The sequence below is a fragment of the Stagnimonas sp. FW305-C-60 genome (assembly GCF_058782965.1).
Genome location: NZ_JBYSYF010000001.1, coordinates 157113 through 181572 on the forward strand (window position 1 = coordinate 157113; position 24460 = coordinate 181572).

General features: G+C 68.6%; 24 protein-coding genes. 7 read left to right on the plus strand and 17 right to left on the minus strand.

The window, feature by feature from the left end; translation table 11 throughout:
* Positions 1-63: 63 nt before the first annotated feature.
* From AC3WT6_RS00755 to AC3WT6_RS00765, 3 genes are all read left to right on the plus strand, one after another.
* Positions 64-504: an RrF2 family transcriptional regulator gene (locus AC3WT6_RS00755; protein ID WP_492651635.1), complete on the plus strand. Its 441-nt coding sequence runs from the start codon at positions 64-66 to the stop codon at positions 502-504.
* 77 nt (positions 505-581) lie between these two features.
* Positions 582-1343: an exodeoxyribonuclease III gene (locus AC3WT6_RS00760; RefSeq protein WP_492651636.1), complete on the plus strand. Its 762-nt coding sequence runs from the start codon at positions 582-584 to the stop codon at positions 1341-1343.
* Between the two features lie 81 nt (positions 1344-1424).
* Positions 1425-2357 (plus strand): hypothetical protein, encoded by a 933-nt coding sequence (locus tag AC3WT6_RS00765; RefSeq protein WP_492651637.1) that lies wholly within the window; start codon positions 1425-1427, stop codon positions 2355-2357.
* On the opposite strand, the gene AC3WT6_RS00770 is transcribed toward AC3WT6_RS00765, so the two are convergent.
* The 4 genes from AC3WT6_RS00770 to AC3WT6_RS00785 form a co-directional block, all read right to left on the minus strand.
* The gene (locus AC3WT6_RS00770; protein ID WP_492651638.1) at positions 2354-2782 is read right to left on the minus strand and encodes an ExbD/TolR family protein; all 429 of its coding nucleotides are present in this window, start codon (positions 2780-2782) and stop codon (positions 2354-2356) included. The genes AC3WT6_RS00765 and AC3WT6_RS00770 overlap by 4 nt on opposite strands.
* On the minus strand, positions 2779-3168 hold the full coding sequence (locus tag AC3WT6_RS00775) for an ExbD/TolR family protein (protein ID WP_492651639.1): 390 nt from the start codon (positions 3166-3168) through the stop codon (positions 2779-2781). Before AC3WT6_RS00775 ends, AC3WT6_RS00770 begins: the two co-directional genes overlap by 4 nt.
* Positions 3168-3866: a MotA/TolQ/ExbB proton channel family protein gene (locus tag AC3WT6_RS00780; RefSeq protein WP_492651640.1), complete on the minus strand. Its 699-nt coding sequence runs from the start codon at positions 3864-3866 to the stop codon at positions 3168-3170. The genes AC3WT6_RS00775 and AC3WT6_RS00780 overlap by 1 nt, the downstream gene beginning before the upstream one ends.
* Positions 3867-4758: 892 nt before the next feature.
* A complete protein-coding gene (locus AC3WT6_RS00785; RefSeq protein WP_492651641.1) occupies positions 4759-7314 on the minus strand; it encodes a TonB-dependent receptor in 2556 nt (851 codons plus the stop codon).
* Positions 7315-7432: 118 nt separating this feature from the next.
* Between AC3WT6_RS00785 and AC3WT6_RS00790 the strand changes: the two genes are divergently transcribed.
* Positions 7433-8386 carry an SDR family oxidoreductase gene (locus AC3WT6_RS00790; RefSeq protein ID WP_492651642.1) on the plus strand — a complete coding sequence of 318 codons (954 nt, stop codon included), beginning with the start codon at positions 7433-7435 and terminating at the stop codon, positions 8384-8386.
* A 9-nt stretch (positions 8387-8395) separates the two neighbouring features.
* On the opposite strand, the gene AC3WT6_RS00795 is transcribed toward AC3WT6_RS00790, so the two are convergent.
* Genes AC3WT6_RS00795 through AC3WT6_RS00810 form a run of 4 tightly spaced genes read right to left on the minus strand, consistent with a single transcriptional unit; the run spans position 8396 to position 11559 of the window.
* Complete coding sequence (locus tag AC3WT6_RS00795; RefSeq protein ID WP_492651643.1) at positions 8396-9556, minus strand: zinc-binding dehydrogenase; 1161 nt, start codon at positions 9554-9556, stop codon at positions 8396-8398.
* A gap of 28 nt (positions 9557-9584) precedes the next feature.
* Positions 9585-10244 (minus strand): DUF1330 domain-containing protein, encoded by a 660-nt coding sequence (locus AC3WT6_RS00800; protein ID WP_492651644.1) that lies wholly within the window; start codon positions 10242-10244, stop codon positions 9585-9587.
* A 2-nt stretch (positions 10245-10246) separates the two neighbouring features.
* The gene (locus tag AC3WT6_RS00805) at positions 10247-11071 is read right to left on the minus strand and encodes an alpha/beta fold hydrolase (protein ID WP_492651645.1); all 825 of its coding nucleotides are present in this window, start codon (positions 11069-11071) and stop codon (positions 10247-10249) included.
* A gap of 17 nt (positions 11072-11088) precedes the next feature.
* Positions 11089-11559 carry a 2,4'-dihydroxyacetophenone dioxygenase family protein gene (locus AC3WT6_RS00810; RefSeq protein ID WP_492652833.1) on the minus strand — a complete coding sequence of 157 codons (471 nt, stop codon included), beginning with the start codon at positions 11557-11559 and terminating at the stop codon, positions 11089-11091.
* 140 nt (positions 11560-11699) lie between these two features.
* Here AC3WT6_RS00810 and AC3WT6_RS00815 point away from each other — a divergent pair, with 140 nt between their 5' ends.
* Positions 11700-12755, plus strand: coding sequence for an AraC family transcriptional regulator (locus tag AC3WT6_RS00815; RefSeq protein ID WP_492651646.1), 1056 nt, complete (start codon positions 11700-11702; stop codon positions 12753-12755).
* Between the two features lie 59 nt (positions 12756-12814).
* On the opposite strand, the gene AC3WT6_RS00820 is transcribed toward AC3WT6_RS00815, so the two are convergent.
* The 9 genes from AC3WT6_RS00820 to AC3WT6_RS00860 form a co-directional block, all read right to left on the minus strand.
* Positions 12815-14530, minus strand: coding sequence for an FAD-binding protein (locus AC3WT6_RS00820; RefSeq protein ID WP_492651647.1), 1716 nt, complete (start codon positions 14528-14530; stop codon positions 12815-12817).
* A gap of 48 nt (positions 14531-14578) precedes the next feature.
* Positions 14579-15421, minus strand: a complete 843-nt coding sequence (locus tag AC3WT6_RS00825) for an SDR family NAD(P)-dependent oxidoreductase (protein ID WP_492651648.1) — start codon at positions 15419-15421, stop codon at positions 14579-14581.
* 3 nt (positions 15422-15424) lie between these two features.
* Positions 15425-15940 (minus strand): nuclear transport factor 2 family protein, encoded by a 516-nt coding sequence (locus AC3WT6_RS00830; protein ID WP_492651649.1) that lies wholly within the window; start codon positions 15938-15940, stop codon positions 15425-15427.
* A 29-nt stretch (positions 15941-15969) separates the two neighbouring features.
* Positions 15970-16737 carry an SDR family NAD(P)-dependent oxidoreductase gene (locus tag AC3WT6_RS00835; protein WP_492651650.1) on the minus strand — a complete coding sequence of 256 codons (768 nt, stop codon included), beginning with the start codon at positions 16735-16737 and terminating at the stop codon, positions 15970-15972.
* A gap of 97 nt (positions 16738-16834) precedes the next feature.
* Entirely contained in the window at positions 16835-17623 is a 789-nt protein-coding gene (locus AC3WT6_RS00840) for an outer membrane lipoprotein-sorting protein (protein ID WP_492651651.1), read from the minus strand.
* A 73-nt stretch (positions 17624-17696) separates the two neighbouring features.
* Positions 17697-18692 (minus strand): HupE/UreJ family protein, encoded by a 996-nt coding sequence (locus tag AC3WT6_RS00845; protein WP_492651652.1) that lies wholly within the window; start codon positions 18690-18692, stop codon positions 17697-17699.
* Complete coding sequence (locus AC3WT6_RS00850) at positions 18689-19636, minus strand: peptidyl-prolyl cis-trans isomerase (protein ID WP_492651653.1); 948 nt, start codon at positions 19634-19636, stop codon at positions 18689-18691. Before AC3WT6_RS00850 ends, AC3WT6_RS00845 begins: the two co-directional genes overlap by 4 nt.
* Before the next feature lie 139 nt (positions 19637-19775).
* Positions 19776-21737: a DUF3604 domain-containing protein gene (locus tag AC3WT6_RS00855; RefSeq protein ID WP_492651654.1), complete on the minus strand. Its 1962-nt coding sequence runs from the start codon at positions 21735-21737 to the stop codon at positions 19776-19778.
* 98 nt (positions 21738-21835) lie between these two features.
* On the minus strand, positions 21836-22600 hold the full coding sequence (locus AC3WT6_RS00860; protein ID WP_492651655.1) for an SDR family oxidoreductase: 765 nt from the start codon (positions 22598-22600) through the stop codon (positions 21836-21838).
* Between the two features lie 193 nt (positions 22601-22793).
* Here AC3WT6_RS00860 and AC3WT6_RS00865 point away from each other — a divergent pair, with 193 nt between their 5' ends.
* Entirely contained in the window at positions 22794-23636 is an 843-nt protein-coding gene (locus AC3WT6_RS00865; RefSeq protein WP_492651656.1) for an alpha/beta fold hydrolase, read from the plus strand.
* A 5-nt stretch (positions 23637-23641) separates the two neighbouring features.
* Positions 23642-24439 carry a fumarylacetoacetate hydrolase family protein gene (locus tag AC3WT6_RS00870; RefSeq protein WP_492651657.1) on the plus strand — a complete coding sequence of 266 codons (798 nt, stop codon included), beginning with the start codon at positions 23642-23644 and terminating at the stop codon, positions 24437-24439.
* Positions 24440-24460: the final 21 nt, after the last annotated feature.

A 24460-nucleotide genomic window follows, 5' to 3' on the forward strand; every position in this document is an offset into this window, starting at 1 on the left:
TGCCCCACCCCCAATTGGATAAACTTGGGCGTAAAGCACTACTGATCGGCCTCGAAAGGCAGCATGCGCATCTCTCTGTACACCGATTTTTCCCTGCGGCTTCTGACCTATCTGGCCGCACGCTCCGACCCCAAGCCGATCGGCGTCGGCCGCATCGCGGCCGATTTCAAGGTGTCGGGCCATCACATGCAGAAGGTCGCGCAAAAGCTGCGCAAGCTCGGCTACGTCCGCGCCAAGAGCGGCCGCGATGGTGGCCTCCTGCTCGCGCAGGCTCCTTCCGCGATCCGCATCGGCGATGTGGTGGAAGCCCTGGAAGGACTGGGCAAGATGGCCGACTGCCCGCGCGGCCCCTGCGTGTTCTTTGGCGCCTGCGCCCTGAAAGTCGCCCTCGACAAGGCCGAGCGCGGCTTCGTCAACGAGCTGCGCGGCTACACCCTGGCCGATCTGGTGCGCGGGCCGATGCGGCTGAAGCTTGCCGAGTTGCACAGCCTGGCTGCCGGCTGAAAACCTGCCGGGACCGGCAGCCACCAACGGATGCCTGTATATGCAGAATCATTGATGTCAGCACCTTCGCCTTCGCAATGAAAATCGCCACCTGGAACGTCAACTCCCTCAACGTCCGCTTGCCGCATCTCTTGGGCTGGCTGGCCGAGGCGCAGCCCGACGTGGTGGCACTGCAAGAATTGAAGCTGGTTGACGAGGTTTTTCCGCACGCGGCACTGGCGGAGGCTGGCTATCTGGCGGTTAGCAACGGCCAGAAAACCTATAACGGCGTCGCCCTGCTGGCGCGCGCGCCGCTGGCGCTGGAAGACGTCAGCCGCGACCTGCCGGGCTTCGACGACCCGCAGAAGCGGGTGATCGCCGCCACCATCGGCGGCGTGCGGGTGGTCTCGGTCTATGTGGTCAACGGCCAGGCGCTGGGTTCGGAGAAGTACGAGTACAAGCTGCGCTTCCTCGCCGCGCTGCGCGACTATCTGCAAGGCGAGCTGGCCGCGCATCCGCAGTTGGCGGTGCTCGGTGACTACAACATCGCGCCGACGCCGGAAGACAGCCACGATCCGGCGACCTGGGAGGGCAACATCCTCTGCTCGCCGCCGGAGCGCGCCGCCCTGCAAGCCCTGCTCGACCTCGGCCTCGCCGATGCCTACACCCAGACCTTCCTGCCGGAAGGCCGCTTTACCTGGTGGGACTACCGCGCCGCCGGCTTCCGCCGCAACCTCGGCCTGCGCATCGACCATCTGCTGCTGTCCGCGCCGCTGAGCGCCCGCAGCTGGAAGGTGGATACCGCGCCGCGCCGCCTGGATCGGCCCTCGGATCACGCGCCGGTCCTGGTCGAGTTGTGATGCCGGTCATGCCAGCGGCTATCGCTGCTGGCATCTGCGCCCTACCATCGGCCTAGGCAAACCAACCCGCGAGGAGGGGTGGTGCGACGCCGCAACCACTACGACGTAACCAATCGCGTCGAGATCGCCCGCCCCGATGCGGTGCACGACGCCGTTGCCAGCCTGTTGTCCGCGCTCTACCCCGGCGCCGATCTTGGCCCCGTGCAGCAGGCATTCCGGGTGTTCGGCCAGCTCTACTCCGGCAGCCTGCGCGGCTATGCCGGCTGCGACACCTGGTATCACGATGCCCAGCATTCGCTGGATTGCGCGCTGGCCTTCGCCCGCCTGCTGGAGGGCCATGAACGCAGTGCCGCCAGCGATGAGCGCCTAGGCGCGCGACGCGGCCTGCTGGGAGTGATTGCCGCACTGTTCCACGATGCCGGCTACATCCGCCACCAGGACGACAGCGCCAAGAACGGCGCCGAATTCACCTTCGTGCATGTGCAGCGCAGTGCCGATTTCCTCGGCGACTTCCTGCCCGAGAGCGGTTATGACCGCGAGGCGGCGATGGCGCGCCAGCTGGTGCACTTCACCGGTTACGAGCTGGCCCTGGACGCCATCGACGTCCACGACCCCAAGGACCGCCAGCTGGGTTTCATCCTCGGCACCGCCGACGTGCTGGCGCAGACCGCCGACCGCTGCTACCTGGAAAAATGCCGGGACTATCTCTACCGCGAGTTCACCTACTGCGGCCTGGCCGGTCCCGCGGGCAGCAGCTACCAGTCGCCGGAGCAGCTGCTGCGCGGCACCGCCGAGTTCAACCGCAAGATGTGGGCGGAGCGCCTGGACGGCTATTTCGGCGGCATGCACCGCTACATGGGCGCGCACTTCGACGGCCGCGATCTCTACAGCGAGCGCATCCGCGAACACCTGCAGCGGGTGCAGGCCCTGGCCGAGGCCGATGCCCTGGACGAGCTGCGGCTCAAGCCCAAGGCGATCCGCGCCGCCGAGATGCGCGAGATCGTCGCAGGCTAGCCAGCCCCGAGCGAGCGCACCGTCAGCAGGCGCACCTCGCCCACCCCGGCTCCGCGCAGCACAGCCAGCACCCGCAGCACCCGCTCGGCCGGCGCCTCGGCGCCACTGCGCAGGTCCACCGGCAGGCCCTGCCAGGCGGCGATGCGTGCCGCCAGCTCGGTCTCGGCAAAGCGCTCGGCACCGATCTGCAGGCGCCCGTCGGGCAGCAGTTCGAGGCGCTGCGGCGCGGCGCTGAGCACCGGCCCGCGCGCGCCCTGGCTGACCGGCGCCTGTTCCGGCGCCAGGCTGCCGCCCAGGCGGCCGACAAACAGGAAGAACACCATCAGCAGAAACACGATGTTGATCAGCGGCAGCAGCGCGTCGTCGAGGCTGCGCAAGCGCCGGCCACGCGGCAGGCGGATGCCCGGCTCGCCGCTCAACCTCATGGCGCGCTGGTCCCAAGCTTGGCGGCGATGCCCTCGGCGCGCAGCTGTTGCCAGGCCGCCAACAGGGCTTGCAGGGACAGGCCCGGTGCCGGAGTCAGACGCAGCTCGGCATCCGCCGGCAGGGCGCGCAGCTGCGGCAGCAACTCCGCCAGCGGGCGCACCTCACCGCCGTAGCGCAGCAGGCCCTGCTCCAGCACCACCGCCACCGCCGCCTCGTCGCCGCCGCCACTGCCGGGGCGGCCGCCGGAGGCGAGCTCCAGGCGAGTGCGCTCGACCTCGACATAGCTGGTGGCGAGCATGAAGAAGAACAGCAGCACCAACATCACGTCGATCAAGGGGATCAGCGACAGCCGCGAGCGCGGCCGTTGCGCCGACGTCAGGCGCATCAGTGCACCTTCTCGAACAGGGTCTCCAACGCCGTCGGCTCGGTGCTGCCCGGCAGCCGCACCGGCGGCGTGAACAGCCGGGTGAGCGCGGACTCGAGATCCGTGTGCAGGCGCTCCACCAGGCGCTCGAAGGTGTTCAGCGCGGCGATGCAGGGGATGGCCACCACCAGGCCGGCGGCGGTGGTCAGCAGCGCCTCCCAGATGCCGCCCGAAAGCTGCGTCGGCGATACCCGCTCGCCGGCGATCTGCAGGGCCTGGAAGGCCGAGATCATTCCGAGCACGGTGCCCAGCAGACCGGTCAGTGGTGCCAACTGGCCGATCACTTCCAGGGGGCGCAGCAGACCACGCGCTTCTTCCAGCCGCTCGGTGGCGTACACCCGCGCGTACTCCTGCGCCTGCTCACTGCTGAGCTCGGCCTTGCCGGCCGCCACCACCGCGACCGCGAGGGTCTGGGCCAGCGGGCCGCGCTGCGCCTGCAACAGACTCAGCGCCTCTTCCGGCTGGCCACGATGGAACAGCATCAGCACCCGGCCAACGTAGGAGCGGTCGGTGATGCGGAAATCCCAGAACTCCCAGGTCTTGACGATGATCAGCGTCAGCGCCAGCAAGGACAGCAGCAGCAGCAGGTAGGAGGCCGGCGCGCCCAGTTGCAGCAACGAGAGGGCCTGGCTGAACAGCGAGTCTTTGGCGTGGGTCATGCGGGCGGGTAGCGCGGGGCAGTGTCGCGATCATATCGCCCATGCATGGGGCTATGTCCTTGCAGCAACTGCTCCCCTCCCCCTTGTGGGGAGGGGTTGGGGAGGGGGAATGCCGTAGCGGAGTGCTTCGCCTTCGTCTTGGTCTGCTGGTTTGTGGTTCGCGCGTTCGCGCTCTGCTAGCTGTGCTGTAGCTGCAAGCTTTTTTTCGCCCCCTGGCGACTCACTTTTCTTTGCTTGTGCAAAGAAAAGTAAGCAAAAGAAAGCACACCCCTGCGTAGCGCCCCCTGCGGGGGTAAACCTGCGATGCTCGGTCTCCGGGGGACGCCGGCGAACTCGGCGCCCTATAGGCGCCTCAAACATGCGCCGGCTTCCATACCCCCGGAGACCTCCGCTTCTCGGCGCTACGAAGGGGACCGGACCATCTACAGCACGGCGGTCTTCGCCCGCCGCAACATCAACGGCAGGCGCTTGCTTTGCTCGCGCGATGTCGGCGTAGCCGACGAGCCTGAGTGCTGTTGACTTGCCCTCCCCTTCGTAAGCGCCGAGAAGCGCAGTGGTCGGGGGGTATGGAAGCGCCCGCATGTCCGAGGCGCCTATAGGGCGCCGAGTTCGGGCGCGTCCCCCCGACCACGAGCATCGCAGGGTACCCCGTAGGGGCGCGACGCAGGGGTGTGCTTTCTTTTGCTTACTTTTCTTTGCACAAGCAAAGAAAAGTGAGTCGCCAGGGGGCGAAAGAAAGCTATCAGGCCCTGCGAGCTCAGCAGAGCGCGAATGCGCGACCCACCAGCACCGCACACCAGCAGAGCTAGGCGAAAGCACAACACTCCGCCACGGCTTTCCCCCTCCCCTAGCCCCTCCCCACAAGGGGGAGGGGAAAGAGGTGCGCCCCCCTTCAGCGATACCGATAAATCAGATTCACGCCCAAGCTCCTAGGCTCCCCGAACACCACCGCGCGATCCGCCTGCGGCGTATTGTCGATGGCGATGGCGACGTATTCCTCGTCCAGCAGATTGCGGCCATAGAGCGCGACATCCAGCCGCCCCTTGCCGCCAAGCCGGAAGCCGCTGACGCCGATCTGCCCGGTCAGCAGGCCATAGGCCGGCACCTGGGCGCCGTCGCGATAGTCGCGCAGCGAGGCGCTGCCCTGACGCAGGCCGGTGTAGTTGTAGCCCAGATAGGCGCGCAGATTGCCCCAGCCACGCTTCAGGAAGGTCCAGTCCAGCGAGGCGCTGCCGGAGTGGCGCGGCGCGGAGCTGAAGGGATAGCGGTCGGCGACGTTGTTGCCGTCGATGTCCAGCACCTCGATGGTCTGGGCATCGAGCAGGGCGTAGTTAAGGCCCAGCACCATGCCCGGCGCCAGCAGGGCGGTGAGGTCCAGCTCCAGGCCGCTGATGCGCGAGCGGCCGGCGTTGAGGGTTTTGGAGTCGGACACCGTGCCGGGGATCAGGAAGTTGATCTGCTGGTCGCGGTAGTCGCTGCGGAAGACATCGCCATTGAGCCGCAGGCGCCGGCCCAGCCACTCGCTCTTGATGCCCAGCTCGGTGGACTGCACCGTCTCGGGCTTGAAGCCCTCGATAAAACCGAAGCCGTAGTCGGTGCCGTCCGAGGCCGCGCCGGACTCGCCGGACACCTGCGGATCACGCACGTTGTAGCCACCGCTCTTGTAGGCCCGCGCGGCGGAGAGATACACCGTGGCGCCCTCGCTCAGCTCGTACTGCACATTGAACGAGGGTGAGTTGTCGCTGTAGCGGCTGCTGGCCTGCACATTGTCGAACGTATCGGTGCCGGAACTCTCCGGCAGCTCCACCGCGAGCCCCTGCCCGTTCTGCTCGACCTGGATGTACTGGCGGCTGTGCGAGTCCTTGAGCGCGTAGCGGCGGTCGCGGGAATGCCGGAAGCCGGCAGTGAGATGCAGGCGGCGCTGGAACCAGTCCGGCGACCAGGTGGCCTGGGTGTAGAAGGCCTGCGCCTCGTTGCGGATGCCGAACAGGTAGTCGCGGAACACCACCAGTTGCGGATTGACCGCGCCGGTCAGGCCGCCCAGCACCTGGGCGATGGCCGGCGGCAACGGCACCTGGCCGGAAGGGTCGATCACCGAATGCAGGATGTGGTGCAGCGGCCGGCCGTCCTCGCCGCCGTTCTCCTCGAAGGCGTAGAAGCCGGCAACCACATCGAGCTGCTCGTCGAACCACTTGCCGCTCAGTTGCAGCTCGTGCGACCACTGGTCCTGGAACACGTGCGGAATCTGCAGAGGCGTGGGCCCACCATTGGCCATGGTCGCCGCCGGGCCGCTATAGGCCTGGGTATCGAGCCGGTAGGTCTGCGAACCGAGGCCGCCGCCCAGGTCCGAATAGGTGCTGTCGTCGAGCTGGCGGTAGGCGCCGAGATACTTCAGCTCGTAGCCGCCGAAGTCGTAGGCCAACGTCAGCGCGTGGCCGGACACCTCGGTGCCGGACTCGGCCAGCGGCGCGCTGGTGGTGAGCGCATCGAGCCGGCTTTGCGAATAGACCGTCTGGCTCTGCGCATGCGCCTTGAACAGGTCCGCCGAGCCGTGCGTGGTGATGGATGGAATCACCGCCTGGAACAGCTGGTTGTAGTTGCCGACATCGCTGTAGTCGTAGCTGTAGTCGGCGGTCAGCGCCGACCACGGCCGCCAGCGGGCATCGAAGCGCAGACCGAGATCGCGGTGGTCGCCGAACTCGCCGCCCGGCCCGAGGTTTTCGACATAGCCGTCGCGCGTGCTGCGGATCGCCGCCAGCTTCACCGCCAGGGTCTCGCTCAGCGGCAGATTCACCGCCGCCTTCGCAGTGAGCGTGTTGCGGCTGCCGTAGCTCAGGCTCTCGGTGCTGGCAAAGCCCTGGGTGGACGGCCGCCGGGTGATGAGGTTGACCGCGCCGCCGGTGGCATTGCGGCCATAGAGCGTGCCCTGCGGGCCGCGCAGCACTTCCACCCGCGCGAGGTCGGCGACATCCAGCGCCAGACCGGCGGAACGGGCGATGTAGATGCCGTCGATGTAGACGCCCACCGCCGCGTCCTGCGTCACCTGCGCGTCGATCAGGCCGACGCCGCGGATGAACAGGCGCAACTGCGCGTTGTTGGTGGGAAAGGGATCGACGGTCATCGCCGGCACCTGGCTGGCGAGATCGCCGACGCCACGGATGTCGAGGGTTTCCAGCTTGCGAGTGTCGAAGGCGAGCAGCGAGATCGGCGTCTTCTGCAGCGAGGCCTCGCGCTTCTGCGCGGTGACCACCACGGTTTCCAGCGCCGTGGCCGGCGGCAGGGCGCGCTCGGCTGGCGCTGGCGCCGCCGGTGCGGACTCCAGACCCTGCACCGGGATGCTGTCCGCGCTCGCGGCCGGCGGCTCCTGCGCCAGTGCCAGCGACGCCGACAGACAGCCCAGCAGCAGCCCGCTGGCGCGCAGTCCGCACCCCCTCTTCCGATACCGCATCGTCTCCTCCCGCCGCGCTTTATGGATGCGCTTTGAACTGGTTTATCGGAGGCCCGCAGCAGCAACCTCATCCAAACCGGGTATTCGGCCGCGCGCGCCGGCGATGGACGCTAGCGGCATGAGCAAGAACGCCTGGACGCCTACCCAACTCCCCGCCCTCGACGGCCGCCGCGCCCTGGTCACCGGCGCCGCCAGCGGCATTGGCTACGAGACCGCCGCCGCGCTGGCCGCCAGGGGCGCGGAGGTGCTGCTCGCCGACCGCAACGAGCTTGGCGGCGCCGCCGCGGTGCAGCGCATCCGCGCGCAGTGGCCGACCGCGCGGCTGCGCTTCCTGCCGCTGGATCTGGGCGAGCTGGCCGGCATCCGCCGCTTCGCCGATCAACTGCTCGAAGACGGCCGGCCGCTGGATGTGCTCGCCAATGTCGCCGGCATCCTGCCACCGGTGCAGCGCGCCACCACCCGCGATGGCTTCGAGCTGAAATTCGGCATCAATGTGCTGGGTCATTTCGCGCTCACCGGCCTGCTGATGCCGGCACTGCTGAAGGCGCCGGCGGCGCGGGTGGTGAATGTCTCCAGTCTGGTGCAGGCCTATGGCCGCATCGACTTCGACGATCTGCACGCCGAGCGCGGCTATGAACCGCAGCGCACCTACAGCCAGGCCAAGCTCGCCTGTCTGATGCTGGCGCTGGAGCTGCACCGGCGCGCGCAGGCAGCGGGTCTACCGCTGATGAGTCTGGCCGCGCACCCCGGGGTCGCCCGCACCGCGCTGGGCTCCGACCGCAAGCAGCAGACCACCCAGCGCCGCTGGCGTGACCGCGCCGAGGAGCATGTCCAGAAGCTGGTGTTCCGCTTCCTGGGGCAGGATCCGGACCAAGGCGCCTGGCCGGTGATCTACGCCGCCGCCGCGCCCGAGGCGCAGTCCGGCGCCTTCTATGGCCCGGACGGCTTCGGCCAGTTCGCCGGCCATCCCAAGCGGGTGCAGCCCTCGAAAGCGGCGCTGGATACCGAAGTGCAGCGGCGCCTGTGGGAGATGTGCGAGCAGCAGACCGGCGTGCGGCTGGCGCTGAGCTAGCCGCCGCCGCTAGCTCAAGGCGCTGCCAGCGCGAGAGGGGTCGATCAGAATCTTGGCGTGCCGCTCGGCATCGCCCAGCGCGGCGAACGCCGCAGCTACACCCTCCAGCCCCACCGTGCCGGTCACCAGCGCCTCGCCGCGCACCCGCCCCTCGGCGAGCATGTGCAGGGCATCGCGGTATTCCAGCGGCGAGTAGCCCAGCACGAAGCGCAGCTCGATCTCCTTGTTGATCGCCATCGCCGGTTCGATGGTGTCGGCCTGCATGCACAGGCCGACCACCACCACGCGCGAGAGCATCGGCGCGCCGTCGAGGACGCTCTGCAAGAGGCCGGGCACGCCCACGCATTCGAAGATCACCGGACGCTTCGGTTGCAGGCCCAGCTTCTCCGCCAGCCGCCAGCTCTGCCACCAGGGGAACGGCAGGCGACCCAGTTGCTCGCGGGTGCCCACGGCGAGTTCGAGCAGGCCGGGCAAGCCGTTGAGGAAGCCATGCTGCTGCCAACCGGCGTAGGGCGAGGTTTCCGCCGGGTTCACCACCAGATCGGCGCCGCAGCGACGCGCCAGTTCGCGACGCCCCGGCGAATAGTCGCTGGCGACGATGGCCTTCACGCCCAGCGCCTTGAGCATGCAGATCACCGCCAGGCCCACCGGGCCGCAGCCGATGACGATGGCGACGTCCTTGCGGCTGACTTCGCCGCGGCGCACCGCGTGCAGGGCGACGGCCATCGGCTCGGTCAGCGCGGCCTGATCGGGCGCCAGGCCGTTGGGGACCGGCATCATCAGCGACTCCTGCACCAGCACCTGCTCGGCATAGGCGCCGGGCGCGTGCGTGGAGAGGCCGATCATGTCGATGTCCTCGCCGCTGCGCAGCAGTGGCAGGGCGCAGACGGTACTGCCGGGCTTGAGCTTGCCGAGCGTGCCAGGACCGTAGTCGAGCACCTCACCACAGAACTCGTGGCCGAACACCAGCTCCTGCCCGGAATTGGCGAAGCGCTGGTAGTTGACCCGGCGCACCAGGCGATCCATATGGTCGCAGTGCAGGCGCATGTGCAGATCGGAGCCGCAGATCCCGCAACGCAGCACCTTGAGCAGGACCTGGCCGGCGGCGGGGCGCAGCGCCGGGCGGTCCAGCACGCGCAGTTCGTGGTTCTGGCAGACGACGGATTTCATCGAGGAGTCTCCCTGGCGGCGGCGTGGTTCAGGCTCGTTGCGCGCGGACGGCACGCCACCAGCCGAGGGCGAGATACAAGGGCAGTAGCAGAGCGGCGAGCAGCGCGTGCAGCGGCGGCAGCACCATCTCCGGCATGGTGGGGGTGAGCATCACCTTGAGCGCCATGAACTTGTAGGGCTCGATCGGCGCATAGGCCGGATCGGTGAGCAGCTTCAGGAAGGCCCGGCGATTGGGATAGCGCACCAGCAACAGCCGGCTCCAGTGGTCCAGCTCCTCCGCGTGCTCGAGCAGATTGGCGTCCTCAATCGTGCCGGCGTAGAGGGGCTGACCACCGACCTTCAGCAGCAGAGGCATCACCCGGTCTTCGTAATACGCATTGCTCTGCTGCGGCGTACCGGCAAACGCCGGGGCACCGGGAAGCGGCTGCAAGGCCGGGTGATAGCGCATCAGGTTGAGCATGTAGAACGGCCGGCCGTCGTCGCCCTGCATCCAGGCGCTCAGCACCGGCCGTAGCGCCTGCCGCTCCGCCTCGGGCAGCGGCAGCTTCTCCAGCTCGGCGAGGAAGTGTTCCTGTTCCGACCGGCTCAGCGGTTGGCGCAGGCCACCGGGGTTCTGCCAGCACCAGACCGCGAGGATCAGCAGCACGAAGACCAGACCGAGAATCAGCTCGAAGCGGTAAGAGCGCATGTTCAGACTCCGTTTCTGAGAAAGCCGAGCAGCAGGGCGTTGACCCGCTCCGGGGCCTCCAACTGCAGCCAGTGGCCGGCGCCAGTCACGCGCTCGTAGCGCCACGGGCCCTCGACCAGCGAGGCACTGGCGCGCATCTGCGCCTCGGTGAGAAAGCGGTCGCCATCGCTCCAGATGCCCAGCACCGGCATCCGTACCGGAGGGTAGCGGCGGAGCAGGAGCAAGCCGAGGTTGGCGCGGTAGTAGTTGATCGCCGCGGTCAGCCGGCCGGGCCGGCGCAGGCGCTCGATCCAGTGCGGGGCTTCCTCGGGCTGCGCGGTCAGGCGGCGGAACAGGGCCCAGTTGCGGGCGCGCAGCATCCATTCGATCAGGCCGCGCAACTGGAAGGCGAGCACGTACCAGCCCTTCAGCTTCTGTTCCAGTCCGCCCCGGGCATAGGCCAGCGGATGCCCCACCGACAAGGCCGCATAGCGGCTGACCCGCTGCGGATAGCGCATGGCGAAGTGCCAGCCGATCACCGCGCCCCAGTCGTGGCCGATCAGCGCCACCTGCGGCACTTGCAAGGCTTCGAGCAGGGCATCCAGGTCGGCGCACAGCCGGGACAGACGGTAGTCGGATACCCGTGGCGCCAGGTCGGACTCGCCACAGCCGCGCAGGTCCGGAGCGATCACCCGATAGCCCTCCGCCACCAGCGCCGCGATCTGCCGGCGCCAGACGCGGTGGTCGTCAGGGAAGCCGTGCAGCAGCAGCACGGCCGGGCCCTGCCCCTCGTCGACCAGCCGCAGGTTCAGGCCGTCGACCCGGAGGCTCCGCTGCGGGTAGGTCACACCAGCACCCTCGGCCATCAGGCGGTGAAGCTGGAGATGTCCACCGGCGTGAGGCCGTGACGCTGGCAGTGATCCAGATAGCGCTGCATCACCGTGCGCCAGTTTTCCACCGCCAGCACCCGGCCGGCCTCGTCGATCAGGTTCCAGTCGCCCTGCACGATATTGAGGGTGATCACCTCGCCCTCGCCCAACCCGATCGGGGTGTGCTCGGTGCCGGCGGTCTCGAACACGAAGCTGCCGGGTGTCGCCACCCAGTCGTGCTCCTTGTACTTCCACTTTCCGCTGATCGTGTAGACATGCACGGTGCCGGAGTGATGGTGGCGCGGCAGCTCGATGTCGGCGGGCGCCTTGAGCAGCGTGATCCATTCGCCGCGGATGGGGTCCACCTTGATCGCCTTCACGAAGGCGCGGTCGGTATAGGGCAGAAACGGCGCCCAGGGCAGCGCCTCGACATCGATCAGGGCGGTGTCGATCTTCTCGAAGAACAGGGTCATGGCATATCTCCTCGGTTGGTAGCGGCGCCGGTACATGGCCGGCGACTGGCGGTGAGTATTCCCGGCCACCGCGGCAGAAATTTGTGATTTCTGTGCAAGATAGTTGTGATTTTTCCGCAAACCGGCCGCCAGCCATGCCGCTCTACGAACCCTATGTGCCGACGCGCTACACCGCGCCGCTGCTCGACTATCTGCGCGAAGGCCAGCCGGCCTGGCTGGATGCGGCGCTGGGCGAGGCCGGTGTGGAAGCCAGCCTGCTGAGTGATCCCGAGGCGCAGCTCGGCTTCGCGCAGTTCGACCGTCTGCTGAGCGCACTGGGCCGACTCAGCGGGCGCCGCGATCTGGGCTTTGAGCTGGGCCTGCGCATCACCCGCGACACGCATGGCCCGCTGGGGCAGGCCCTGGGCCGCTGCGCCAACGTCGATGAGCTGCTGCAACTGGCCTCGCGCTATTCGCGGCTGATGTCGCCGAGCTTCAGCCTGCTGTACCGCCCTCGCGCGCAGGACGCGGAGCTGCTCTGGCGGCCGGCCGCCGGCATGTCCGCCGATACGCTACGGGCCTTCTACGAGGTCCATGTGGTCTCGCTGTACCGCCTGCTGCACGACTTGCTGGGCAGCCGCCTGCCGGCCTACGAGTGCTGGCTGCCGATGGCACGGCCGGCCCATGCCGACCGCTACCGTGAGCTGCGGCAGTTGCGTCTGCATTTCGTGGAAAGCCCGCTGCCCGAGGTGCGCACCCTGCTCAAGCGCGAGCTGCTGGCCTTGCCGCTGGCGCTCACCGGCGACGACGGCATCGGCGGTGCCGAACTGGCGCAGCTGCAAAGTGGGGTCAGCAAGGCACGCCGTTGGAGCGACTGGGTGCGGCTGATGCTGCGCGAGGCCGATGCGCATCAACCGACCCAGGCGGAGCTGGCCGCGCTGCTGAACATGAGCGCCCACAGCCTCGCCCGCCGCCTGAGCACCGAGCGCTGCAGTTACCGGCAACTGGCCGCCGAGGTCCGTCACCAGCGCGCCTGCGCATTGCTGCGCGAAGGCCGCCTCGGCATCGCCCAGATCGCGCACCGCCTGGGCTATGGCGAGCTGAGCAACTTCAGCCATGCCTTCCGCAAGCAGCAGGGCCTGGGTCCGAAGGCGTATCGGCAGTCGCTGCGGGCGAGTGCAGGCGGCGTCGCCGACGAGGTCCCGACCTAACCGGCGACGGCCAGCTCCCCTCCGCGGCCGCGCAGAGGCGGAGACGACGCAGACCGGGCCTAAGCCGCGCTGGCGGCAGCGACGGCGGCGCGCCGGCCGGAATAGATGCAGTCGGCGGCCGACAGGCCGCTGACGTAGAGGTGCGAACAGATGCCCACGGCATTGCGGCCGGCGGCAAAGAGACCAGGAACAGCGCTGCCGTCGGCGCGCTGCACCGCGCCGCTCTTCTCGTCCACCACCAGGCCGCCCAACGACAGCGTCGGCAGCGGGAACAGCCGGCTGTGGATGGAGATATCCAGTGCGTAGAACGGTCCCTGCTGAACTGCCCAGGCGTCCTTGGCGCTCTTGCCGTAGGCATCGGGCGCGGCGCCCTCGGCGGCGCGGTTGTAGGCCTCGACCTCGCCTTTCAGCGTGGCGGCATCCAGGCCGCATTTCGCCGCCAGCGCCTCCAGCGTCGGCGCCTTCTTGCGTGCGAACATCAGCGCCAGCTTGGCGGGGTCACGCTGGAAGGGATACAGCTCGCCGGACTTCAGCTGCTTCTGGATCTCGGCGTAGAGCCGGGCGTCGAACACGATCCAGGCGCGGCCCTGGCAGTGCTCGATGATCTCGTAGCCGATGGCGGCGCCGTAGGCGGTTTCGTCGCTGAAACGCTTGCCGCGGCCGTCCACCATCATTCCCCAGGACATGCCCGAGGGCGGGCTGACGAAGCGCCAGGCGCTCATGTGCTGCATGCGGTCGGTGGCGCCGCCGACGCTCTGACCGAGCCGGATGCCGCTGCCGTCGTCGCCGGGATTGCCCAGCGGCATGCCGGCGCTGTACTTGGGTGCGTGGTGATCGACCATCTGGCGGTTGAACACGAAGCCGCCAGCGGAAAGACAGACGCCCTTCTTGGCGCGGATGCGCCGCTCGACGCGGTGCTGTGCTTCCAGCTTCTGCGCCTTGGCGGCGTAGCGGCGCGACAGCGCCATGGTGATGCCGGCGCCGGGGAAGGCCGGCGGCAGCAGCAGCAGGTACTTGTTGGCGAGCCCCTGCAGCCGCGCGTACTCGGCATAGGCCGGCGAGCTGGCGGGGATCTGCCAGAGCGAGACGCCGACCACCCGGCCGCTGGCGTCGGTGATGAGCTTGCGCACCTCGCTGTGGCGATGCAGGCGCACGCCCAGTTTCTCGGCCGCTGCGCGCAGCGGATCGGTGAGCGCGACGCCAAAGCCGGTCGCGGCCTTCACCGTGCTCGGCGAATACACCTTGTGGCCGCGCGGCGCCGGCTTGGCGACGGCGGCGCGGGCGGCGCACAGCGAGCTGTCGGAGTGGTAGAGGTGATAGCCCGGCGGCGGGTAGGAGGTCTTCTTCGCGTAGACGGTGGCGTCGAAGCGCACGCCGCGCTCGATCAGCCAGTCCAGCGAGGCGGCGCTGCCCTCGCAGAAATCACGCAGCGTGGCGTCGCTGACCACGCCCTGGGTCTCGCCGCGCAGGTACTGGAACATCGCCTCGACGCTGTCCTCCACCCCGGCCTGCTTCTGGATGGCGGTGCCGCCACCGGCGTAGTAGATGCCGCCGTTGAGGGCGGTGCTGCCGCCGCCCTCGTAGCGGTCCAGCGCAATCACCGACAGGCCGCGCTCGGCGGCCTCGATGGCAGCGGCGACGCCGGCGCCGCCGTAGCCCACCACCACGAAGTCGGCGCTCTCATCCCAGCGCCCGGCGTCCACATCGCTCAGTACCTCCGGCGCTTCGACGGCGGAATACCAGTGTGCGGACCCAGGCTGCTCTTGCTTGCTCATGCTACGGCTCTCCATGCGGCGGCCCGTCTTCCGAGGGCCGCTCTCGACTCAAGAAAATTGGACCAGACTCAGGGCGTCGCCGATCACGGTCTCGCCATCCAGCGCGTGCAGAGGCTGCTGGCAGCGCTGCAACAGCGCGCGGCTCACCGCGATCTCGCCCTGGTGCGCGCCCGCCACCAGCAGGTAGGCGGCCTCGGCCATCAGCTCCAGCGGCTCCACCCAGTCCGGGTGGGTGGCGGCGGTCTGGCGGGCGATCTGCTCGGCGCTCTCGCTGCGCGCGATCTTGTAAGGCAGCAGCGCGTTGACGTGGACGCCGCTGCCATGCAGCTCGGCGGCGAGTCCGGTGGTGTAGCGGTCCAGCGCCGCCTTGCTGGCACCATAGAGCGCCAGCGCGTGCACGAACTTGGCGCCGCCGGCATACGGTATCGGCGGCTGCGTGCTGGTATCGCTGCTGAGGTTGACGATGCGCCCCCAGCCACGCGCGCGTATGCCCGGCAGCGCCTGCTGGATGAGGTCGATCGGCGCCTGCAGATTCAGCTCGAACATCGCGCGCCGTGCGGCGAGGTCGATCTTGCTGGGCGGCGCGTAGGCGCTGATGCCGGCAGCATTGTTGATGAGGATGTCCACCGCCCCCAGCGCCGCCTCGGCGCGGGCCACCAGTGCGCCACGCGCCTCGGCGTCGGCGAGTTCGCAGACCAGGCTTTCGGCACGGCCGCCGGCCGCGCGGATTTCATCGCGGGCCGCGTTCAGCGCCTCGACCGAACGCGGGCTGGCGCTGAGCGCGACCGCCGCGCCGTGGGCGCTCAGCCGACGCGCGATCGCGCGGCCGATGCCGCGGCTGGCACCAGTGACCAGCGCGACCCGGCCACGCAGCGTCGGCTCAGCCGCCACGCCTCACTTCCACTGCAGCGTCGCGTTGTTCTCGGTCGGCAGCTTCTGGCCGTGCTTGGCCAGGTAGTGGGCGGTGATGTTGGGGGTGTCGGTGAAGGCGGTGACGATCTCGTAGACGCGGCTGTAGGTGGCGCGCTTGATCTTCCAGCGGCCGTCCTGCTTCACGTAGATGTCGCGGTAGAAGGCGGTGCCGTCGGTGATCACCTTGCGGTTGAGATCGAGGAACCAGTCCTTGAGGTACCAGGTGCCCCTGGCCTCGGTGTCGGAGACGAAGTCGATCTCCGGATGATTGACGTGATGCTGGGCGATGGCCTCGGCGTGGAAGGCGTAGCGGATGCCGTCCAGGATCTTGTCGCGGCCTTCGGTCTCGAAGGTGTAGGAGCCGCCCTCGTAGCGGACGCTGGCGTCCTCGGTGAACAGGTCCTTCAGCTCCTCGATGTTGGCGGTGTCAACACAGCGGCAGTAGGCGTACTTCAGGCGCTTGATGGCTTCGAGATCGGCCAGTTGTTGCAGGGTCATGGACAACTCCTTGGATGGGTTCGCGGGGCTCAGACGCCGAAGCCGCCGGAGACATTGATCTGCTGACCGGTGACATAGCCATTGGTGGCGAGGAACACGGCGGCGCTGCCGATCTCCTCCGGCTTGCCCCAGCGTTTGATGCAAAGCAGCTTCTGGGTTTCGTCGGTCCAGGCCTGGTCGAACACGCCGCGCTTCAGGAGCTCCAGGAACATGCCGGCCTCGATCACGCCGACCAGCACGCTGTTGGCGCGGATGTTGTGCCGGCCTTCTTCCTTGGCGATGCCCTGCACCAGCGCCTCGTTGGCGGCTTTCGGCGCCACCGAGAGACCGTCCTTGGCCGGCCACCAGACATGGCCGGCGGAACCGAGATGCACATAGGAGCCACCGCCCTGCGCGCGCAGGTGCGGCAGCGTCGCCTTCACGGCATTGAAGAAGCCGTGCACCTCGATGTCGATGGACTTGCGCCAGAGTTCTTCGCTGGTGTCGGCGAGATGCACCTGCTCGACCACCGGGCCGGCGGCCCAGACCACGGTGTGGATGCGGCCGTGCGCGGCGATGGCGGCCTCGACGGCAGCCTTGACCTGCGCGGCCTCGCGCACATCGGCGTTGTGGATGGTCGCCTTGCGACCGCCGGCGGCGATCTCGCCGGCCACCTTCTCGGCGACCGCCTGCTTGGAGCGATAGACGATGGCGACATCGGAACCGGCCTTGCCGAAACTCTTCGCGACTTCCTGGCCGATACCGCCGCTGCCACCGAACACCAACACCGCCCCTTGCGGGAATGCTGCCTGCGTCATGCCTGTCTCCTCCGACCGGTCGTTGTGACCGCATTGTCGGAGTCAGCCGGCGCGCCTCACCTCATCCGTTGGAGGGAGAAAGCCGCCCTGCCGGTGCTCAGCCCGGCATGTAGAACAGCTTGGGATTGAAGTGACGGCTGGCCAGCTTGTCGTCGGGCTGCACACCGAGCACCCGCAGGGTGCTGCGGCTGCCACTATCAAGATCGTTCATCTCGACAATCGCCGGATACCAGTAGTTGTCGACGCGCTTGATCGCCTCCACCGTGACGCTCAGCTGCTTGCGCAGCTTGCCGGCCTCGTAGAAGTCGGTCTTCAGCGGTACGCAGGTCTTCTGGTCCACCCAGGTGCGCACTTCGGTGTAGGCCGATTTGGCATCCGGAACCGGCTTGAAGCTGAGCACCCAGGCCGGGCGCTGCGCCACGGTTTCCGGGTCCAGTTGCGCGGCGCTGAAGCCGCCGAAGGCGTTCTGCAATTGCTTGAAGTCGTTGTAGCTGAAGTCGGTGCCGAGCAGGGCGCCGTCGGCGAACTCGCCGCTCACCCGCCGCACCCGGCGCACCGAAGGCAGCCACACATAGAGGCCCTCGTCGGCGTACTGGCGCGCCTCGCGGATCAGGAAGGAGGCGCCGGCGAGGTTGTCCGGCGCGGTCACCCGCAGCATGGCGCGCACCTGGTTGCCACTGGCGGACTTCTCCTGCTGACCGTAGACCCGGCCCTTGAGCACCCGGCTGGCGCCAGCACGGTCGGTGGTGGTCAGCTCGATGTCCTGGATGCGCAGCGAGGGCGGCAGGTTGGCGCGCATGCAGTCGAGCACGGTGTCGGCCGAGGTCTGCGCCTGCGCGGTACCCATCAGCCCCAGGGCCAGAATCGTTGCCAGAATTTTCATCATCACCGACCTCCAGTAATCCAGATCACCATTTTATGTTGCATTGCAGCATAAATCCACGCCGGACTTCTTCAGCCTAGGGTGCAAGCCAGTTTCCGGCGCGTTCCAGGCACCAGTACGCCGCCAGACTGCCGATCAGATAGGCCGGCAGCGCCCGCTCCAGACCCGCACTCAAGATGGTGGGCATTTGCCGCCAGGCAAGTCCTGCCAACAGCAGACCGGCTACCACCAGCAGCTGGCCGGCCTCGATGCCGAGGTTGAAGGCCAGCAGCGCCAGCGGAACCTCGCCTGCTGGCAGGCCGATCTCGGCCAGGGCACCGGCGAAGCCCAGGCCGTGCAGCAGTCCGAAACCAGCCGCCAGCGCCCAGGGCCAGCGCCGCACCGGGCCAGGGCCGGCGCTGTCCGGGCGCAGCAGTTCCAGCGCCAGCAGGAGGATGCTCAGGGCAATGGCGAACTCGGTGAAGCCGGGGTTGACCCGCACCAGCCCCAGTACCGCCAGGCTGAGCGTGAGGCTGTGGCCGACGGTGAAGGCGGTCACCGCCAGCAGCAAGGGGCGCGACCGGCGCAGCAACAGCACCAGGGCGATGACGAAGCAGAGGTGGTCATAGCCACCCAGCAGATGCTCGACGCCCAGCCGCAGATAGCTGGCGAACACCGAGGGCGGCGCGCTGGCGGCCGGCAAAGTCCAGGCCGGCTCGCGCTCGCTGAGCAGCTTCTGCAAGCCCGGCCCCTGCAAGGGCTGGTAGCGGACGATCACATTGATACCGCTCCCGGCCAGGCCCTCGATGCGCAGCGTCTGCCCGGCCAGGGGCGCGGCGCAGTGCAGCGCCCAGCGCTGGCTGCGGGCGACGGCGTCGTCCTCGATACGCAACTCGCCCAGACGCCGGCAGCCCTCCGGCAGCAAGGGCTGCGGCTCCCGGCCCGCCGCGCGCGTCAAGGGACTGCGCCAGAGCAGGGCGTAGTCGCTCACACCGGTCTGGCTCAGTTCCAGCAGCGCCGGCGCCAGCGGATGCGCCCCTGTCGCGCCGGCCAGGAGCAGGCCGATGAGCAGCCCCCAAAACGCCGCTCTCATTGCCCCGCCTCGGCCAGCAGCACGGCGGCGCTGGGCAGGCCCTGTTGCTGGCGCAGCGCAGCCAGGCGCGCGCGCCGCCAGCCCGGTTCCTGCTCGGCCAGCCAGGCGTAGGCGGCGCGCTGGCGCACCGCCGGGTAGTCCGCCGCCTGCGCGGGCTGATGCTCCTGTACGCGCAGCAGATGCCAGCCATAGGCGGTCTCCAGCGGCCCGATCCACTGCCCGGCCGGAGCCGCACGGAGAGCCGCCACCAGCCCAGCACCGTAGCGCTGACGTAGTTGCTCTTCGCTCAGCGGAGCCTCCTCGCCATCGAGCAGCCAGGGGTCGCCCAGGGCCGCGACATCGAGGTCCGGCTTGGCGGCAAGCCGCGCCAGCAGTTGTTCGGCCTGCGCGGCGCTGCGTCCAGGCCGGTCGCGATTCAGATACACCTGCCGCAGACGGTAGCGCTCCGGCTGCCCGTAGCGCTCCGGGTGCGCGGCCACGTAGGCGCGCAGCGCGGCCTCGTCCACCGTCTGGTCGGCGCTCAGCTCCTGCTCCAGGCGCTGCACCAGGCGCCGGCGCACCACCAGATCGCTGGCCGGCATGCCCAGCCGGCGTGCCTCGGTGAGCAGCGCCGCCTCGTCGCCGGCCAGCTCCGGCCGCGCGAAGCGCAGATTGGCGAGCAGACGCTCACGCGCCACCGAGTCGCGCAGATCCAGCTCGCGGTGCAGGGCCTCGCCGAGCAGCGCCTGCTCGTCGAGCCAGCGCTCGGTGCTCGCCAGCAGTTCCGCCCGGTTGGGCCAGCGGCCGGTCTCGGCGCGCCAGTCGCGACGCAGGCGTTCCACATCCGCGGCCCCGGCCGGCAAGGCCGCCGCCGCGCTCGGCAGCAGGCCCTGCCCCAGATGCAGCAGCCCGCCCAGCAGCAGGAAGTGCAGCCAGGGCGCCCGAAGGACAGTCCTCAGACGCATGCGCGTCGAGTCCTTGAAGAAATCGTAGCGAGCATGCCCAAGCGCAAGGAACTAGGAGCGCAGCAACCGCAGCGCACTCGTGTGCGTGAGGATTGCGAGCACCGCATGACGCAGCGATTGGGCAGCGCAGTAGATTTATTCATGGACTCGCAGGGCGATACCAAATCGGCGACGACCAGGCCCGCTCCTGGATGGTCTTGGGATAGTCGGCATTGCAGCAGTCGGCGAACGCCTCCGGCACGGCGTCGGGATTGCTGCAATCCACGCCGGCGGCCAGGCACTGGCGCGTCGCCCAGCGACAACTGGGGTTCTCCAGCACGCGGGCGTAGTAGAAGGCCGACTGGCCGGCGTCGAACTCCGGGTCTTCCCAGACCGCGCAGAGGCTGGCGTGGCCGCTGCCGGTGGGCTCGCAGTTGGAGAGATCGACGCTTGCGCCGTTGTCGGCTTCACCGGCCACCTCGTAGACCTTTTCCTGGCTGGTGCCATCGGCATTGAGCCAGCCCTTGACGATCTGGATGCGTTGCAAGGGGTTTGCCACTTCGATGCCCTGGCCGGGGTCGCGCAGTGCCGACACCGCGAAACGCGGCCGCGCGCCGGCCGCCACCGGCTTGAGATCGCCACCCATGGGCACGCCCAGCGCGTATCCCTGCTGCACGAAGTCGCGGCGGCCGCAGAGATCGCTGGGCAGTTCGGCGCCGCCGAAGAAGCGCAGCACCGGCCGGGTGCCGCTGGTGGCATAGGCCTCGCGGCGGCGCATGGCGGCGAACAGCGAGTCGCGGCTGTTCTCCTCAGCCCAGAGCACGGCAAGGCCACCGGGGCTGTTCTCGATGCGGTCGGTGAGACCGGCCGGCAGTTCACCCCGGGCACTGCCGCCAGCGCCGCCGTGGCCGGGGTAGTCGATCTCGGCGACATTGCCGGGCGTGCCCAGGTGAGTGTCGGAGCTGCCGATGAAGCCGTACTTGAAGGGATTGGCACCCAGTTCGCGCTCCAGACGCAGACCGTCCTTGAGCGCCGCGCGCAGGAAGTCCTGCTCCAGCGGCGCACCGCTGGCGGCCGGGCTAACCTGGCTGCCGGTGAAGTTGCGGTAAGGCAGCAGCTCGAAGCCGCACTGCTCGTCGGCCAGGCCGGCGCCGGTGGTGCCCAGGCATTCCGACTGGCCCTTGTGCTGGTAGATCTCGGCCAGCGGCTCGTTGAGCTGACGCTGCCGCGCCAGGTCGGCGTCGTAAGGCAGGCCGTAGACATCGCGGGTCTGGAACATCAGCCCGCCGGAGAGATTGGAGTTGTGCGGGATGGTCAGGTAGTCGCAGCCCTGGGCGTTCTGGCATTGCTCGGACAAGGCCTGCCAGAGCAGTTCCGGCGCCGGGTACTCCTGATAGGACGGCGGAATCTCCGGCACCACCTCACTGCGGAAGATGACGTTGCGGTGCAGATTGTTGGACAAGGGCGCGGCGGTGTACTCGTAGCCGACGAAGCTGGTGAAGCGGCATTCGTCGTTGTACGCGGCGGCGGCCTGCTGGATGTCGCGCCAGGGCGTCTTCGCCGCCTCCAGGCAGCGCTCGCCACCCAGGCCGCAGAACGGCAGGCGCGGGATCGGCGCGCCACCCACCGAGACTAAGCCGGGGCCGAGAAAGTTGAACAGGATGAAGGACTGCGCCGGCGCCGCGCGGTAGAGCAGGCACTCCGGCGAGTTGTAGCCGGCGAGATCGGGATTGGTGCAGATCTCGGTTTCGCCGAACAGCTCGCCGTGATCGGTGACCGCGGCGAAGTCCAGAGGCCGCGCCAGTTGCGAGTAACGCAGCGGCTCGCCCTGCTCGTTGTAGGGCTGTATGCCCAGCCGCTCGCCGAGGGCGAAGCGATAGGCCTCGTGCGGTCCGATCAGGGTGCCCTGGGTGTTGGCGTCCAGCGAGTACTTGGTGTGGACGTGCAGATCACCGAAGAACGGCTGACGCAGCGCCTGATAGTTTTCGCACTTGGCACCCGCCAGCGGCGGCACACTGGATTCCGGCGCGGCGCTATCGCCGCAAGCCGCCAAGCCCAGCGTCCACAGCGCCCACAAAACCGCCCCCGCCGTCGACCCCGGCCGTCGTTCGCCGCTCGCCATCGCCTCTCTCCAAAAAGCACGTTCTAACCGCTCCGGTACGTCGCCGGAACGGATATGCATAGACCGTTTCCTGGCCCGCGGTGGCGGGCCTCGAAGGTCTAATTCTTGTTGGCGCTGGCCGCCGCCAGAAACGCCGGCCGCTCGCCGCCGCCGTGCAGCACCAGATTGGTCCCGGAGGCATAGGCCGCCGCCGGCGAGGACAGCCAGACGCAGGCCTCGCCGATATCACGCGGCTCGGCCAGGCGGCCGAGCGGGATGGTGGCGGCGACCGCGGCAACGCCTTGCGCATCGCCGAAGTGCAGGTCGGCATGCTCGGTGAGCACCGGCCCGGGGCTGATCGCGGTGAGACGCACCTTGGGCGCCCATTCCACCGCCAGCGACTGCACCAGGCTCAGCACCGCCGCCTTGGCGGCGCCGTAGGCGGCGGTGCCCGGCGAGGGCCGCAGCGCCGAGATGCTGGCGATGAAGACGATGGCGCCGCCGCCGGCCTGCTGCTGCATAAGGGCATTGGCCTTCTGCGCGAGGTGCAGGGGCGCCAGCAGGTTCAGGGCAAAGATCTTCTCGTGAAAGCGCGGCGAGGCCTGGGCGGCCAGCGCGAAGGGTGCGCCGCCAGCATTGTTGACCAGCACATCGAGCCGGCCGTGGCGCTCGGCGATGGTGGCGAACAGCGCCTCGACGGCGCCCGCGTCGCGGACATCGCAGGCAATGAACTCGGCGACGTTGCCGGCCACCGTCGGCAACTCCGCTGGCGCCTCGCGACCGCAGACGATCACTTTCGCGCCGCGCGCGAGGAAGCACTCGGAGATGCCACGGCCAACGCCCTTGGCGCCGCCGGTGATCAGGACGACATTGGTTTCCGACACTGGACGCTGTTCCTTACTTCGGTTTCCGCCGCTTCGCGCCCGCGAGCGCGTCGAGCCTGGCGGTGGTTGTCTTGGGCCACATGCTAGGCCAAGGGCCCTGGGCTTCCGTAGTCCGATTGGGTGACGCTGCTGGGCACCCGTTTGGCAAACATGCGCGGCACTCACAAGCCGCTTGCCGGGAGTCCCCCGCCGCATGTCCAGCCCTACCCATAATCTGCCGGTGCCGGAAGGCCGCTACGTCACGCTGGCCAATGGCTACCGCGTCCATTACCTCGACGAAGGCAGCGGGCCGGTGGTGGTCTTCCTGCACGGCTCCGGCAACGGCGCCAGCGGCTACAGCAACTTCAAGGGCAACTATCCGGCGCTGGTCCAGGCCGGCTACCGCGTGATCCTGCCCGACCTGATCGGCTTCGGTTACTCCGACAAGCCGGCGGATGTCGAATACCCGCTGGCCTTCTTCGTCGAATGCGTGAAGCAGGCGCTGGACGCCATCGGTGTCGAGAAGGTCACGCTGGTCGGCAATTCGCTGGGCGGCGCGGTGGCGCTGGGCTTTGCGCTGAGCCATCCGCAGAACGTCGAGCGCCTGGTGCTGATGGCGCCGGGCGGCGTCAGCGACATGCCGGACTACCTGGCGATGCCGGGCATGGCGGCGATGTTCGCGCACATGGCCACCGGCCAGCCGTTCACCCACGAGACGATGAAGGCCTTCTTCATCAAGGCCTTCGTGGTGAACCCGGATTGCGTGGACGACGCGCTAGTCGCCGAGCGGCTGGCGCTGATGAAGCTGCAGAACCCGCAGGTGATGAAGACCATGAAGGTGCCCAACCTCACCGAGCGCCTGGGCGAGATCCAGTGCCCGGCGCTGACGTTCTGGGGCATCAATGAAAACATGATGCCGGAGAACGGCATCCTGCGACTGGCCAAGGGCCTGAAGAACGGCCGCCTGCTGACGGTGCCCAACTGCGGGCACTGGGTGATGATCGAACACCGCGAGCTGTTCAATCGCACCGTGCTCGACTTCCTGAACAACGGTTGAGCCCGATGGCACTCCCCGCTTCCCGCATCACCGCCCTCGGCGACGAGCTGTTCGCCGCCCTGCGCTCGCGCTCCGTGCTGGAGCCACTCACCAACCGCGAAACCGGCATCGACATCGACGACGCCTACCGCATCTCGCTGCGCTTCCTCGAGCGGCGCACCGCCGAAGGCGAGAAGATCGTCGGCAAGAAGATCGGTGTTACCAGCAAGCCGGTGCAGGACATGCTCGGCGTGCACCAGCCGGACTTCGGCTTTCTCACCGACCGCATGTGGATGGGCAACGGCAGCAGCGTCTCGCTCGCCAAGGCCGGCCTGATCCAGCCGCGCGCCGAAGGCGAGATCGCCTTCGTGCTGAAGAAGGACCTCAAAGGCCCGGGCGTCACCGAGGACCAGGTGCTGGACGCCACCGACTACGTCTCGCCCTGCTTCGAGATCGTCGATTCCCGCATCCGCGACTGGAAGATCAAGATCCAGGACACCGTCGCCGACAACGCCTCCTGCGGCGTGTTCGTGATCGGCCCGGACCGCGTCAAGCCGCTGGCACTCGATCTCGCGGCGGTGAAGATGGATATCACCAAGAACGGCGCCCACGTCGCCTCGGGCCTAGGCTCCGCCGTGCAGGGTCATCCGGCCACGGCCGTCGCCTGGCTGGCCAACACGCTGGGCCGCTTCGGCATCCCTTTTCTCGCCGGCGAGGTGATCCTCTCCGGTTCGCTGGCGCCGCTGCTGCCGGCACTGCCCGGCGACCGCTTCGAGATGACGCTGGCCGGAATCGGTGCGGCCTCCATTTCCTTCGAGGCCTGAGGCCTCCAACGCTGAAGACAA